This is a genomic window from Thermodesulfitimonas autotrophica (genome assembly GCF_003815015.1).
GTDB classification, from domain to species: domain Bacteria; phylum Bacillota; class Desulfotomaculia; order Desulfotomaculales; family Ammonificaceae; genus Thermodesulfitimonas; species Thermodesulfitimonas autotrophica.
In genome coordinates this window covers 598,250-612,587 of sequence record NZ_RKRE01000001.1, presented here as the reverse complement: position 1 = coordinate 612,587, position 14,338 = coordinate 598,250, and the positions used below count along the sequence as shown (strand labels likewise).

Below are 14,338 nucleotides of genomic sequence, written 5' to 3'. Positions count from 1 at the left end.
TATCCCGTATCGTTATCCACCCAGGCACAGCAAGGAAGAAAGTAATAGTTTGCGCGGGGCTTAACTGCGGGTCTGGTGGAGGCTTTGGGCTGATAGACCTTTTTCGCCGCGAGTTGCTAAAACAAGGAGTTGACGATACGGTTGAGGTGGCTTTTTCTGGTTGCAGGGGATTTTGTGAACAGGGCCCAAATGTAATTATTGAACCGGATAGGACTTTTTACCGGAGGGTGAAGGCAGAGGACGTTGCTGAAATTGTTGCCCTTCACCTTAAAGGGAACCAGGTGGTGGAGCGGCTTCTCTATAAGGACCCGAAAAGTGGCGTGCTTTGCCGCACTTACGACGAAATCCCCTTTTACCGGCACCAGATGAAGGTGGTACTGGAGCACTGTGGCTTCATCAACCCCGAGGACATTGCGGAATACATCGCCGTCGGTGGCTACCGGGCGCTCACCAAGGCTCTTACCCAGATGACTCCAGAAGAGGTCCTGGCCGAAGTGAAAAAATCGGGCCTCAGAGGGCGGGGCGGTGCCGGGTTCCCCACGGGTAAGAAATGGGAAGCGGCGCGCCGGGTCCCGAGCAGCAAACGCTACGTCATCTGCAACGCCGACGAAGGCGACCCGGGCGCCTTTATGGACCGGGCGGTGTTAGAGGGAAACCCGCATTCGGTTCTCGAAGGCATGTTGCTCTGCGCTTATGCTGTTGGTTCGGACGAGGGCTACATTTACGTCCGGGCAGAATACCCGCTGGCGGTCCGGCGGCTGCGGATCGCGATCGCGCAGGCGGAACGTTACGGCCTGTTGGGCGAAAATATCCTCAATTCCGGGCTTAACTTCCGCATCCATATTAATGAAGGTGCGGGGGCCTTTGTTTGTGGCGAGTCAACGGCGCTGATGGCTTCGATCGAGGGCAACAGGGGTATTCCCCGCATCAAGGTGCCGCGCTCGACGGAGAAAGGGCTTTTCGGCAAGCCGACCGTCCTCAATAACGTAGAAACCTTTGCCAACGTGCCGCAAATAATTCTCAGGGGCAGCGACTGGTTTGCCTCTATAGGTACCGCGCGGAGCAAGGGGACCAAGATCTTTGCCCTTACTGGAAAAGTACAGAATAGTGGCTTGGTAGAAGTGCCGATGGGTATCACCCTCCGGGAATTGATCTTCGATATCGGTGGCGGGATAAAGGGTGGTAAGAAGTTTAAGGCTGTCCAGGTCGGCGGGCCTTCTGGCGGCAGCCTTCCGGAGGATATGCTTGACCTGCCGATCGATTACGAGTCGCTTACCGGTGCAGGGGCGATGATGGGCTCGGGTAGCATGGTGGTGATGGACGAGGACAACTGCATGGTCAATATGGCCAAGTTCTTCCTCAATTTTACCGAGCGGGAGTCGTGCGGCAAATGTACGCCCTGCCGGGAAGGCACGACGCGGATGTTAGAAATACTCGAGAAGATTACGTTAGGCGAGGGGAACCTTAGCGATATCCCGCTTTTAGAGTATCTGGGGGGCGTGGTTAAGGCCACCTCGTTCTGCGGTCTCGGCACTTCGGCCCCGAACCCGGTGCTTACCACCTTAAGCTACTTCCGGAACGAGTACCTAAAACATATCAGGGATAAGCATTGCCCTGCGGGCGAGTGTGTTGCCCTGCGCCGGTTTACCATTATTACGGAGAAGTGCAACGGCTGCGGCGCATGCCGGTACGCCTGCCCGGCACACGCGATCAGCGGCGAGAAGAAAAAGCCGCACGTTATCGACGAGGATCTCTGCATTAAGTGCGGGCGTTGCTACGAGGTTTGCAAGTTTAACGCCGTTAGGCGGCACTAAAGGGGGACCAGGCGGTTGGCCAGAGAAGTTACCCTGGTGATCAACGGACGCGAAATTACGGTGCCTGAGGGGACCACTATCCTAGAGGCGGCGCGGCAAGCCGGCATTTACATTCCGACCCTCTGCTACGACCCTGAGCTTTCGCCCTGGGGCGGTTGCCGCTTGTGTATCGTTGAGGTGCGGGGTTGGAATAACCTCCCTGCTTCCTGCATCACACCCGTGCGCCAGGGGATGGTGGTGGAGACGGAGAGCCCGGCAGTGCGCCACGCCCGCAAAACGCTTATCGAACTCCTTTTGGCGAATCACCCTCAGGACTGTCTTACCTGCGAGCGGACCGGGGCCTGCACCTTGCAGGACCTTGCCTACCGTTACGGGGTGAGGGAGACGAGCTTTCATGGCAAGCGGCGCGAGTATGGGATTGAGAACAATAATCCCTTCATCGTCCGGGACATGAATAAGTGCATCCTTTGCGGTCTCTGCGTGCGGGTTTGCGGCGAGCTCGTTGGCCGGTCGGTGATCGACTTTACGAAGCGGGGTTTCTTTACCAAGATCACCCCGCCTATGGATGTCCCGCTTGAGGAGTCCAACTGCATTTTTTGCGGCAACTGCATCTCTGTCTGTCCTGTTGGGGCGCTAACCCCAAAGCCGATGTGGGGTCAGGGGCGGCGTTGGGAAGTTAAAAAGGTGCGCACCGTCTGTTCTTACTGCGGTGTCGGTTGCTCCTTCGACCTGAACGTAAAAGACGACCGGGTTATCGGGGTCACTTCTACTCCCGAAGCGCCCGTCAACGGACGCTGGCTCTGTATCAAGGGGCGCTTCGGCTTTGGCTTTATTCACCACCGGGAACGGTTGCAGATGCCGCTGGTGCGCGACCCCTACCTTTTCAGCAAGGTTACCTGGGACCGGGCAGTTAAACTGGTAGCCACAAGGCTCAAGGAGATAAAAGAAAAATACGGTCCTGACGCGATCGGGGTCCTCGCTTCCGCGCGGTGCACAAACGAGGAGAACTACCTCCTGGGCAAGTTCGCGCGGGCGGTGATCGGGACGAACAACATCGACCACTGTGCTCGCCTCTGACACTCCCCTACGGTCGCCGGTCTGGCGGCAGCGTTTGGCAGCGGTGCGGCAACGAATACCTTGGCGGAGATTCCGGGGGCGGAGTTTATCCTGGTTATCGGCAGCAACACTACGGAGACGCACCCGGTAATCGCCATCCAGATCCAAAAGGCTTTGCGGCGCGGGGCGGTGCTGGCCGTGGTAGACCCGCGGCGGACCGAGATAGCGGCGCGGGCCCACTATTACCTCCAGATCAGGCCGGGAACGGACGTTGCGCTCCTGAATGGCTTCGCCAACGCGATCTTAAGCGAGGGGCTATGGGACGAGGCGTTCGTTGCCGCGCGGACGGAGAATTTCGAGGCCTTCAGGGAAAGGGTGAGCCAGTACCCGCCGAAGTTTGTAGCGGGCATCTGCGGCGTGCCGGCGGAGCTTATCTACAAGGTGGCGCGAGGGTACGCGCAGGCGAAGAAGGCGATAATCCTTTACACTATGGGGGTTACCCAGCATACCTGCGGCACCAATAACGTGTTGGCCATCGCCAACCTGGCCATGCTTTGCGGGCACATCGGGAAAGAAGCGTGCGGTGTCTACCCGCTCCGGGGGCAGAATAACGTGCAGGGCGCCTGCGATATGGGGGCGCTGCCGGATATGCTTCCCGGCTACCAGCCGGTAACCGACCGGCGGGTCCGGGCGAAGTTTGAGGCGGCCTGGAACGCCAAACTGCCCGAGACGCCGGGGCTTACCGCTTCGGAGATGTTCGAGGCGGCGGCCGAGGGGCGGATCAAGGCGATGTACATCATGGGCGAAAACCCTTTAGTGACGGAGGCCAACAGCAGCCTGGTCAAGGAGGCGCTCCAGAAACTCGAGTTTTTGGTGGTTCAAGACCTCTTTCTTACCGAGACGGCGCAGTACGCACACGTGGTTCTGCCGGCGGCGAGCTTTGCTGAGAAGGAAGGGACTTTCACCAACACGGAAAGGCGCATCCAGCGCGTCCGCCGGGCGATTCCACCTGTGGGTGACGCGAAACCGGACGGGGAGATTATCTGCAGCATAGCGCGGGCGATGGGCTACCCGATGTGGTACATCTCCCCTGCGGACATCATGGCGGAGATAGCGAGCCTCACGCCGATCTACGGGGGCGTCTCCTACGCTTACCTCGAGCCCGAGGGTCTTTTCTGGCCGTGTCCGGTGCCCGGCCATCCGGGTACGCGGATCTTACACCAGAACCGGTTTGTCCGGGGCAAGGGGCGCTTTCACCCGGTGAGTTTCGCCCGTCCGGACGAGGAACCGGACGGGGAACACCCCTTCCTGCTGATTACCGGGCGCTACCTTACTCACTACCACTCGGGTTCCATGACCCGCCGCACGCCGCTCGGCTTTTACCAGGAAACCTGCCTCGAAGTGAACCCGGAAGATGCGGCGCGGTTAGGGATCGGTTGCGGGGAGCGGGTAACGGTCATCTCGCGCTGGGGTTCGGTCAAGATGCGGGCTGCTGTGAACGAGGGGCTGCCTCCAGGTATTGTTTTTGCCACGTTCCACTCGGCCGAAAGTCCGGTAAACGTGCTGGTGGGACCGGCGCGTGACCCGGTGGCGAAGATCCCGGCCTACAAAGGTGTGGCGGTCCGGATCGAAAAGGCAGTGAAGTAGAGTTCAGCGTTTAGGGTGAGGCCCGGCGTTCTTTAAACCGTCTGACTACGGCTCGAAGCGCTGGGCGTGCGTGTAAACATTAAAGCGGTCGTCCCGCGCGAAGCCGATAAGGGTGAGACCCGCGGCGGTGGCGATCGCGATTCCCTGCGTGGTTGGCGCCGCCGGTGAAATGACCACCGGCACTTTTATTTTGGCGAGGCGGCTGACGATTTCACCGGTGAGCCGGCCGCTGAAGGTGATGGTGAGGTCAGGGGCCGATAGTTTCTCACGCAGGATATAGCCCGCTAGTTTATCCAGGACGTTGAAGCGCCCGGTATCTTCAGTGCCAAAGAGAATCTCCTCCTGCGCTGCGATCAGGCCGCAATGCACGGCGCCGGTCTGCCGGAAAAGCGGGTTTGCTGCGAGGGCGGCAGCTAGCTTCAGGACGGCGGCCGGGGAAATTTTCGGCTGCGTCTGGTCGAGGGAAGCAGGCTGCCAAGGACTCTCTTTTAAAGCCCGGCGGGTCACCCGGGCCGCGTTTTTTTCAATGTCGATTTCCACTTCGGCTATCTCCTCGCGGCTCCGAATCAAGCCTTCAAGAAACAGGTGCCCGAGGAGGAGGAGTTCCGGCTCGCGCGGGAGAAAGTGAATTTTCTTGAGGAAGGCGCCGTCAAGGTAAAGATCGAGCACTTTTTCTGCGGCGACCTGATCCGGACTCTCTTGCCACGTGCCGCTAACGTAACGGTGAATCTGATAGGTAGAGGTGACCAACTTTAAGACCCCCGGAGGTATTTGTATAAAGGTATTATATAATAGATGGCGTGGAGAAGAAAATAGTGCGCGACAAGGGGGTGGCGTGATAGTGAAGGAAAAGGAGCCGGTTTTACCTTCACCCGAAGTGATAGAGGCCGTACGCCGGGCCGCTCCCGAAAAGAGGATCACGTGCGCCCGGGCCCACGAATTAGCGGCGGAACTCGGGGTACCGGTCCGGATGATCGGTGCGGCCTGTGATGCCCTCGGGATCAAGATCAGGGAGTGCCAGTTGGGCTGTTTCAATTAAAGGTGCTCGGAAGGCGCAGTGGCAGGATGCGTTCCGGAAAACTCGCCAAAGTCGCCCTCTGTTTCGGGCTCTGCCTGCTCGCCGTTTACGGGTGTTTTAAAGGGTATCCGCTTGGAGCGCCGGCGGGAAGGGAAGTAGAAGGGGCGCTTAAAAGCCGGGGAGGGCGGGAGGTTGTCGTTTTCACTCTCGTGCGCGGCCCCGTCAGGGGCTTCTACTCTGAGGGCCGGAGCAGTCCGGGAGAAGTGGCGGCAAGCGTCTGGCTGCTCGATCCCGGGACGGGAGCGGCCTGGCGCCTCTCAGACGGGGAAACATCCCGGGCAATGCACCCGGCGCTTTCCCCCGACGGGCGTTTCGTGCTTTACGTGCGCGGCAGCGAACACCCTGGAGAGAGAAACAGTTTGGCATGGGTAGCCCTCGACGGAAAAGGGCGCCTCGGGATCCCTCCCGGGGAGAAGTTCAATCCCTGGTGGCCGGCCTTTTCCCCTCGCGGTGACCGGATTGCTTACAGTGCCCTGCCGGACCAGATCGTGCTTCAGGACACCAAAGGCGGCTCCGGAAAACCGCTTGGCGCGCATATTACCAAAAACCGGGGAGAAAAGTACAGCCGGCTTGATTCCCTCCGCTGGTCGCCCAAAGGCTCTTATCTCACCTGGGAAGCGGTGCCGCAGGGCGCCGGCAGCTTTCTTTACCCCATCTTTACGGTAAGAGTGGACGGTACCAGGCTCAAGCAGGTCGCGCGCGGGCATTCTCCTGCCTGGGATCCGGAGGGGAAGCGCCTTTACTTTCTGGTCCCCGCACAACAGACGGAGGAAGGAGCGTTTGATCCTTCCCTGCCGGCCTACATCGTTTCGGTGCGGCCGGACGGGAGCGCCGTCCGGAACGAGGCGGTTTTTAAAACCGCCGCGGGACTGGGGACCGCTTTCGGGGTGGGGGAGAAGGTTTTCTACTACGCCGCCGCGGTGACGCTGGCCGACGGCACGGTGGCGGAGACTATCGTGGCCCTCGACCGCGTAAAAAAGACGAAAAAGGCGGTTTTTAAGGCCCCGCCCGGCTGCTGGGTCGCTGATCTGGTTGTCGGCAAGACCAACTGCCTGGAAGAGCTCAAAAAGCGGCGGGCGCAGGAGGCGCAGCGGTCCTGATCTTTTCGGTGTTGCCGGGCGGCGGGAGAACCCCCGGAGCCGCTACAGGGCGCTGTAAAGGCCGCGGGCTTTGGCGAGCGTTTCTAAGTATTCCTTTTCCGGGTCAGAATCGCCGGTGACCGCGCCTCCGGTCTGGAAGTAAACGCGGCCGTCCTTGACGATAAAGGTCCGGATGACGATGTTGAGATCCGCGTCGCCCTGGAAACCGAGCCAGCCGATCGAACCGCAATAGATGCTCCGGCGAACGGGCTCTAATTCTTCGATGATCTCCATAGCCCGGATTTTCGGTGCCCCGGTAATGGAGCCGCCGGGGAAGGTTGATAGGATGAGGTCCACCACGTCTTTCTCCGGGGCGAGTTTGCCGGTGACGGTGGAAACAAGGTGGAAGACGGTGGCGTATTCCTCGAGGACGTAAAGCTCAGGCACTTTTACTGAGCCTACCCTGCAGACCCGCCCGAGGTCGTTCCGTTCCAGATCGATGATCATTGTTAGCTCCGCCCGGTCTTTCTCGCTTTCCCAGAGTTCCTGCCGGAGCCGCGCGTCTTCTTCCGGGGTAGCGCCCCGGGGGCGCGTTCCCTTGATCGGTCTTGTCTCCACCCGTCCTGCTTCTACTTTCAGGAAGCGTTCCGGTGATGCGCTGACCACTTCTACTTCTGGGAAGCGGAGGTAGGCGGCAAAGGGTGCCGGGTTGAGGCGCCGGAGGCGGCGGTAGAGTTCCCAGGCCGTGCCCTGAAGCGGGGCGGCGAAGCGCTGGGAAAGGTTGACCTCAAAAATGTCCCCGGCAGCAATGTATTCCCGGGCACGGGCGACCGCCGCAGCGTAACTCTCACGCGTAAAGTGTTCCGCGAGAGCGGGTAGGGGAGGGAGGGAGCCGCGCCGCAGGGTTTCTTCTGGTGGGGGCGGCTGCAAGGCGCCCCTTTGCAGCAGAGACTCCCACCGGCGCGCTTTTTCGGCGAGGGAAGCGGCTCCCCGGACCGGGAAGCCGCAGAGGGTTACGCTGCCGGTCAGATGGTCGACCGCCACTACCAGATCGTAAAAGCCTAAATAGAGTTCCGGAAGACCGAGGTCGTCGCAAGCCTCGGCGGGGAGCCTTTCGATCTGGCGGCCCAAATCGTAGGCGAGGTAGCCGGCGGCGCCGCCGCAGAAAGGTGGGAACCCCGCCGTTTTTTCGGGCGGCGCGGCACGGTGGGCCTGGAGAAGTTGCTGGAGCAGGACAAAGGGGTTGCCGGTGAAAATTTCCCGCTGCCCGTCCCGGAGGATTTCTACCTGCCGGCCTTTGCTCCGGAGAATAAGGAAGGGCTCAACGCCGAGGAAAGAGTAGCGGTTGAGGCGGCTAGGTTGGCCAAGGGCGCTCTCGAGAAGAAAAGCGTAATCCCTTTCCGGTCCGCCCAGCGCGGTGAGCAGGGCCGGGGGATCGGGGTTAACAGGGAGGGGACGCCAGAACGGGACGGTCGCCATCTTTTCGACTTTCGGGATCATCGCCTCAGATTATACCGCAAAATCCGCCGTAAGTGGCAGGTTAGCAACCGCGTTTACGGTAAGCGGGGCGAAGTCCCCGCGGAGGAAGTGATAGTAACCAGCGGCGGCTACCATCGCTGCGTTGTCGGTGCAGAGTGCCGGGGGCGGGATGACGAGGCGAAGGTGCCGCCGGCTTGCTTCCTCACGGAAGCGCTCCCGCAGGTAATCGTTCGCGGCCACACCGCCGGCCACCAGGATGGTTTTTACCTTGAAGTCCGCCGCTGCGGCGAAGGCTTTAGTTACCAAAACCTCGGTCACCGCTGCCTGGAAGGCGGCGGCCAGATCGGCAAGGTTAACGGGGTTGCCTTTCTGCCGCTCCCGGTGGAGGTGGTTAACGACTGCCGTTTTCAAACCGCTGAAACTCGTGTCGTAGCTCTGCTCCTCGAGCATGGGCCGTGGCAGGTAAAGGGCAGCGGGTGCCCCTTCCCGCGCGAGGCGCTCGATCGCCGGCCCCCCGGGGTACCCTAGACCCATGGCGCGGGCCGCCTTGTCGAAGGCCTCACCGGCGGCGTCGTCCCGCGTCTGCCCGATGAGGCGGAACTCGCTGTGGGAGGCGGCGTAAATCAGATCGGTGTGCCCACCGGAAACCACGAGCGCGATAAGGGGAAAGGTGGTATCCGGTGCGGTGAGGAAGCAGGCGTAAACGTGGGCCAGAATATGGTGGACGGCGATGAGCGGAATGTTGCAGGCGAAAGCAATGCTTTTGGTCGCCATCAGCCCCACGAGAAGTGACCCTAAAAGACCGGGACCGTGCGTTACGGCAACGGCGGCAAGGTCGGAAAAGGAGATACCCGCTTCCGATAGGGCCGTGGCGATAACGGGGTTTAGGGCCTCTATGTGACGTCGTGACGCTACTTCGGGCACGACGCCGCCAAAGTGCCGGTGGACTTCCACCTGAGATGCGACAATGTTCGCGAGAATCTCCCGGCCATCGGCGACAACCGCCGCAGCCGTTTCGTCGCAAGAGGTTTCGATTCCGAGGATGAGAATACTCAAAGAATATCACCCCGTTTAGGCCCTGGCCCGGAGGTCTTCGAGCCACATGATGATTGCGTCTTCGTGGTTGTCCTGGTAGTAGCGCTTGCGGACCCCTTTTTCCTCGAAACCCAGATCCCGGTAAAGCTTCCGCGCAATAAGGTTTGAGGGCCGCACTTCGAGGGTCATCTTTGTTGCCCCCCGCAGTGCCGCTCGCTTGATCAGTTCCTGCAGGATGCGGCGGCCGATACCCCTGCCGCGGCAATCGGGGTGCACGGCGATGTTGGTGATGTGCGCTTCGTCGAGAACCAGCCACATGCCGCCGTACCCTACAACCTGATCCCGGTAGAGCGCCACCACGTAATCGGCCGTTTCGTTGAGGAGGATTTCGAAGAGAAAAGCCTCGCGCTTCCACGGGATCGGGAAGGATACGTTTTCGATGGCCATTACGGCGTCGAGATGTTCCGGTTCCATCGGGACAACTTTGATTCTCACGTGCCGCGCCTCCCTTTAATCGCCGGGAGGCGAAGGTATTCTGGCAGGAGGTCGAAGGGTGTAACTGCCGCGCCGCGCGCAAGCCTTTGGCGCCCTAAAAAGGCAACCGTGGCGGCCCGGGGGTAATTGAAAACTTCGGAGGCGAAGAGAGCCCTCTCCCCGAGGATTTCGGTGAAGGCCTCCCGGAATGCCCAGGCCCCTTCGCCGGTCAGGAGAAGTTTAGCAAAAGAGGCGAACTTTTGGGCCGCTTCTACCGGGGGGGCGGCAAAGGGCGCAACCAGAACAGTTGCCTCCGGGGCCCCGGACGCGTAAGCGGCGGCGTAAACCTCATCGCTGCGCGAGGTGAGTACGGGGCAGACCGGGATCCCGCCGCTGAGCAGAGGTGCCGCCAAGGCGAGCAACGTCGGGATCCCGATTACGGGCAGGGCACAAACCTGCGCGAGCGTTTTGGCGCTAACGACCCCCAGGCGGAGACCCGTGAAGGATCCGGGGCCCTGGGAGACGGCGATGCCGCTGAGGTCCTCGAAGCGGGTGCCGGCATCGCGCAGGAGTTCTTCAATAAAGGGGAAAAGGCGAACCGAGTGGAGCCGCTCCCCGAAGGCCGCGCGTTCCGCACGGAGGCCCTCTGGCCCGACTATCGCCACGCTGAGGAGTGGTGTCGCCGTCTCAATTCCCAGCACGCAAGCCACGTTTCAATTCCTCCACGACCGACCGGCTGCGGCGCCCCCGTCCGGTGAGGCGAATGAGGCGCCCCTCTGCGGTGCCGGGTAGATACCGGATCTCCACTTCTATCCGGTCTTCAGGCAGGGCTTCGGCCACGCGGTCGGCCCATTCGACCACGCAAACGCCGGCGCCTGCGAAATATTCTGCGCTGCCCAGCATCAAAAATTCCTCCGGACCGCTGAGCCGGTAGGCGTCGAAATGGTAAAGCGGGATAGGCCCCGCATATTCTTTAATAAGCACGAAGGTAGGGCTCGTCACCGCTGCCTTTATCCCCAGGCCCTGCGCCAGGCCCTGCGTGAAACAGGTCTTTCCGGCGCCGAGCGCCCCGGTGAGGGCAACCAGATCGCCGGGTCTGAGCAGCCGCCCCAATTTTTCGCCGAGCGCCTTGGTTGTCACAGCCGATTCAGTTCTAACTTCTAATTCCGCCAAGACCGGCGCGCACTCCTTTTATACAAGCGTCCGGCACGAAAGGTCTGAAACTGCCGCTAGTAATTGTTGCCGTTTTCCGGGCTGAATTTTCCATCCGGCTGTTTAAAATGGTCGTAGCCGCCTGCGGGCAGCTCCTGGCGGCTCCCGTCAGGCAGGAGGAGCCAAACGCCCTTCTCGGCCGTAATCGTTCCCACCGGGTGACAACCGGCTCCCGCTTTAGCCAGGGCGTGGCTTATTTCCCCCAGCGCCTGGGGGGCCACGGTAAAGAGAAGCTCGTAATCCTCGCCGCCGAAGAGCGCCCAGTCGACGGGGTCCCGGCCGGCGCGGCGGGCCACGAATTCCGTCGCCGGCTCCACGGGGATCGCCGCCCGGTAAATCTCGCACCCGACGCCGCTGGCGGCGGCGAGATGGTGCACTTCGGAGGCGAGCCCGTCACTCACGTCGATCAAGGCGTGGACGGCAGGAATACCGGCGAGGGCCAAGCCCGCCTTCACCCGCGGCTCCGGCCGCCTGTGCCGCCGGAGCAGGATGTTGCGGAGCGGCTCAGGGCAGGGGAACCCTTCGTTTTGCAAAAGGAAAAGCCCCGCTGCGGCGGCACCGAGGGGTCCCGTGGTGCAGACGATGTCTTTGGGTTCGGCCCCGCTGCGGAAACGCACCCGGCCCGGTGCGGCTTCTCCCAGGAGAGCGACATTTAACACGAGAAGCGGCGCCGCCGTGGTATCGCCGCCTACCACGCTGACGCCCCACGCCCGAGCGGCTTCCTTCAGGCCGTCATAGAGCGCGGCGGCCTCTTTCGCGGTCAGAGAAGGGGGGAGGCAAGCCGTTACCACCGCGTAGGTTGGCCGACCACCCATGGCGGCGATGTCGCTGATATTAACGGCGAGGCTTTTGTAACCGATATCCTGGAGGGAGGCGAAGTCACGCCGGAAGTGAACCCCTTCCACCAGCACGTCGGTGGTGAAAAGTAGCCAGCGCCTCCCACACCGCAGGACGGCCGCATCGTCGCCAACGCCTTTTACCACGGCGGCGTCTGTCTCGAGATCCGCCGTCAACCGGGCGATAAGTCCGAATTCGCCGAGTTCGCTCAGTTTCATGGCCGGTGATAATCCGCTTCAGCAGAGGGCCCGGGTGGTGCCTAAGAATTCCGCCACCAGGCGCATGGCGCAAAATTCGCCGCACATGGTACACTCACGGATGCCGGCGGGGTTGCGTTGCTGCCTCAGGCGGCGGGCTTTTTCCGGGTCGATCGCCAGCGCTACCTGCTTCTCCCAATCAAGTGCTTTGCGCGCCCGGGCCATCGCCAGGTCCTGTTCCCGGGCGCCGGGTACGCCTTTTACGATATCGGCGGCATGACCCGCGATACGGGCGGCAATGACTCCCTCCCGCACGTCTTCCGCCGTGGGAAGACCTAAGTGTTCCGCCGGCGTAACGTAACAGAGAAAATCAGCGCCGGCCATTGCCGCTACCGCGCCGCCAACGGCGGAAACAATATGGTCGTAACCCGGCGCAACATCGGTAACCAGCGGCCCGAGCACGTAAAAAGGCGCATCCCGGCAGAGAGATTTTTGGAGCTGGACGTTGGCTGCCACCTGGTCTAGCGGGACGTGGCCGGGGCCTTCCACCATTACCTGGACGCCCCGCTCCCGCGCCCGGTCGACGAGTTCCCCTAAGATAATCAGCTCCTGGACCTGCGCCCGGTCGGTGGCGTCTGCCAGGCAGCCCGGGCGCAACCCGTCGCCCAGGCTGAGCGTTACGTCGTAGCGGCGGCAAATCTCGAGTAAGCGGTCGAACTGGGCGTAAAGGGGATTCTCCGCGCCGTGGTGGAGCATCCAGCCCAAGACGAAGCAGCCGCCGCGGCTGACGATATCCGTGATTCGCCCCTGGCGGCGCAAGCGGTTGACGCTTTCGCGGGTAACGCCGCAGTGGACGGTGATAAAATCAACGCCATCGGCCGCGTGGCGTTCGATGACCTGGAAGATTTCGTCGGCGCTCATGGCCACGATACTGCCGTGCCGCTTGAGCGCCTCGATTGCGGCCTGGTAAATCGGAACGGTGCCCACGGGAACGTGGCTGGCGGCGATGGTCTGCTTCCTCAGGGCGTCCAGGTCGCCGCCGGTACTTAAGTCCATTACCGCGTCGGCGCCGGCATCCAGCGCCGTCCGGAGTTTAACCAGTTCCTGTTCCGCGTTAAGGTGACGGGGTGAGGTGCCGATGTTGGCGTTTACCTTCGTGCGGAGCCCCGCACCAATCCCTAACGGATCAAGCCCCCGATGGTTCTTATTGGCGGGAATGACGATTCTTCCTGCCGCCACCCCCTCCCGGATAAACTCCGGGGTGCGCTTCTCCCGGGCGGCTACCCGTTCCATCTCCGGCGTTATCTTCCCTTGCTTTGCTGCTTCTAACTGTGTCAATACGACCCCTCCAGCATTTTCAGCAAAAGTGCGGCACTTGCAGCTACATCGGGCGCGCTGGCCACCGCGCTTACCACGGCGATCCGCTTCACGCCCGTTTTTATTACTGCCGGTAGGTTCGCCGGTGTTATACCGCCGATGGCCACTACCGGCAGGCGAACTTGGGATAGGACCTTCTGGAGCGCTTCCAGACCCTGCGCGGCGTATTCTGGTTTGGTCCTGGTTGGAAAGACAGGGCCGAAGCCGATGTAATCAGCGCCCTCTTTTTCCGCCCGGAGGGCCTCGGCAACGGAGTGGGTAGAGACGCCGATAATGGCCTGCTCTCCGAGGATACGCCGGGCAGCGGCAATTGGCAGATCTTCCTGCCCCAGGTGCACCCCATCCGCACCAACTGCTGCCGCGATGTCGGCCCGGTCGTTAATGATGAGCGGCACGCCGGCCTTCGCCGTAACTTCCCGGAGTGCCCGGGCGGTTTCGAAAAAGGCCTTGGCCGGGAGCTCTTTTTCCCGGAGCTGGATGATCTGGGCGCCGCCCCGGATGGCCTCCTGAGCTACGCTGACCACGGGTCGCCCGGCGGTGTGGGCGGAACCCACGATGACGTAAAGCCTCAGCTTACGCAAAAAGGAGGTTTTCTCCTCCGGGGCCAGCCGGGCGGCAAAAAGCTGCTCCAGCTCGTAAGATAGAAAACGAAGGCGCTTGAATTGGGCCACTGTTTCCGGCGCCAGGTAACGAGCCGTTTCTTCGAGAACCCGCGCCGCCTCCTGGACGCGCCGGGCGTTCGCTATCGCTACCCCGCGGGCGGACGGGTGGGGGTCTTCCGGATAGCTGGCGCCCGGATCCTGGTTCACGTCGCGGGCAGCAAGGCAAACGGCAGACAGGTTGGCGGCGGTTTGCTGTAGATTATGCCGTGCTGCCCGGATCCTTTCGGCTAAAGCACCGTCCTGCAGGACGAAACGAGCGAGGTCTTCAAGCGCCCGGAGGCCTTCCCGGGCCCGGTTCAGGTTTGCATCTGTTAACCGGTAAAAGGCCTTTATTTCCATCTTAACCACGCCCCTCATCCTGAACAAGCCCTTTTAAAAAGAAAATGCGTGG

At 61.6% G+C, this 14,338-nt stretch carries 13 protein-coding genes; 4 read left to right on the top strand and 9 right to left on the bottom strand.

What is annotated here, in order from left to right:
- Positions 1–14 precede the first annotated feature (14 nt).
- Positions 15–1,814 carry an NADH-ubiquinone oxidoreductase-F iron-sulfur binding region domain-containing protein gene (locus EDD75_RS03090; RefSeq protein WP_425451642.1) on the top strand — a complete coding sequence of 600 codons (1,800 nt, stop codon included), beginning with the start codon at positions 15–17 and terminating at the stop codon, positions 1,812–1,814.
- 15 nt (positions 1,815–1,829) lie between these two features.
- On the top strand, positions 1,830–4,517 hold the full coding sequence (gene fdhF / locus EDD75_RS03085) for a formate dehydrogenase subunit alpha (protein ID WP_123927858.1): 2,688 nt from the start codon (positions 1,830–1,832) through the stop codon (positions 4,515–4,517).
- 45 nt (positions 4,518–4,562) lie between these two features.
- Here fdhF and EDD75_RS03080 read toward each other — a convergent pair whose 3' ends face one another.
- Positions 4,563–5,267: a formate dehydrogenase accessory sulfurtransferase FdhD gene (locus EDD75_RS03080; RefSeq protein ID WP_170157681.1), complete on the bottom strand. Its 705-nt coding sequence runs from the start codon at positions 5,265–5,267 to the stop codon at positions 4,563–4,565.
- A gap of 91 nt (positions 5,268–5,358) precedes the next feature.
- Here EDD75_RS03080 and EDD75_RS03075 point away from each other — a divergent pair, with 91 nt between their 5' ends.
- The gene (locus EDD75_RS03075) at positions 5,359–5,556 is read left to right on the top strand and encodes a hypothetical protein (RefSeq protein WP_123927852.1); all 198 of its coding nucleotides are present in this window, start codon (positions 5,359–5,361) and stop codon (positions 5,554–5,556) included.
- 26 nt (positions 5,557–5,582) lie between these two features.
- Positions 5,583–6,695, top strand: a complete 1,113-nt coding sequence (locus EDD75_RS03070; protein ID WP_123927849.1) for a TolB family protein — start codon at positions 5,583–5,585, stop codon at positions 6,693–6,695.
- Positions 6,696–6,737: 42 nt separating this feature from the next.
- Here the strand turns inward: EDD75_RS03070 and pabB are convergent, their stop codons facing one another.
- From pabB to EDD75_RS03030, 8 genes are read right to left on the bottom strand one after another with little or no spacing between them, the layout of a single operon-like run.
- Positions 6,738–8,174 (bottom strand): aminodeoxychorismate synthase component I, encoded by a 1,437-nt coding sequence (pabB, locus tag EDD75_RS03065; protein WP_245963035.1) that lies wholly within the window; start codon positions 8,172–8,174, stop codon positions 6,738–6,740.
- Positions 8,175–8,183: 9 nt separating this feature from the next.
- On the bottom strand, positions 8,184–9,209 hold the full coding sequence (tsaD, locus tag EDD75_RS03060; RefSeq protein WP_123927846.1) for a tRNA (adenosine(37)-N6)-threonylcarbamoyltransferase complex transferase subunit TsaD: 1,026 nt from the start codon (positions 9,207–9,209) through the stop codon (positions 8,184–8,186).
- A gap of 15 nt (positions 9,210–9,224) precedes the next feature.
- Positions 9,225–9,683, bottom strand: coding sequence for a ribosomal protein S18-alanine N-acetyltransferase (gene rimI / locus EDD75_RS03055; protein ID WP_123927843.1), 459 nt, complete (start codon positions 9,681–9,683; stop codon positions 9,225–9,227).
- Positions 9,680–10,372 (bottom strand): tRNA (adenosine(37)-N6)-threonylcarbamoyltransferase complex dimerization subunit type 1 TsaB, encoded by a 693-nt coding sequence (gene tsaB / locus EDD75_RS03050; protein ID WP_123927839.1) that lies wholly within the window; start codon positions 10,370–10,372, stop codon positions 9,680–9,682. The genes rimI and tsaB overlap by 4 nt, the downstream gene beginning before the upstream one ends.
- Complete coding sequence (gene tsaE, locus EDD75_RS03045) at positions 10,350–10,835, bottom strand: tRNA (adenosine(37)-N6)-threonylcarbamoyltransferase complex ATPase subunit type 1 TsaE (RefSeq protein WP_123927837.1); 486 nt, start codon at positions 10,833–10,835, stop codon at positions 10,350–10,352. The genes tsaB and tsaE overlap by 23 nt, the downstream gene beginning before the upstream one ends.
- 56 nt (positions 10,836–10,891) lie before the next feature.
- Positions 10,892–11,929 (bottom strand): thiamine-phosphate kinase, encoded by a 1,038-nt coding sequence (gene thiL, locus EDD75_RS03040; protein ID WP_123927834.1) that lies wholly within the window; start codon positions 11,927–11,929, stop codon positions 10,892–10,894.
- Positions 11,930–11,947: 18 nt separating this feature from the next.
- On the bottom strand, positions 11,948–13,246 hold the full coding sequence (gene thiC / locus EDD75_RS03035) for a phosphomethylpyrimidine synthase ThiC (RefSeq protein ID WP_123927831.1): 1,299 nt from the start codon (positions 13,244–13,246) through the stop codon (positions 11,948–11,950).
- Entirely contained in the window at positions 13,243–14,286 is a 1,044-nt protein-coding gene (locus EDD75_RS03030; protein WP_245963053.1) for a thiamine phosphate synthase, read from the bottom strand. The genes thiC and EDD75_RS03030 overlap by 4 nt, the downstream gene beginning before the upstream one ends.
- Between the last annotated feature and the right edge of the window lie 52 nt (positions 14,287–14,338).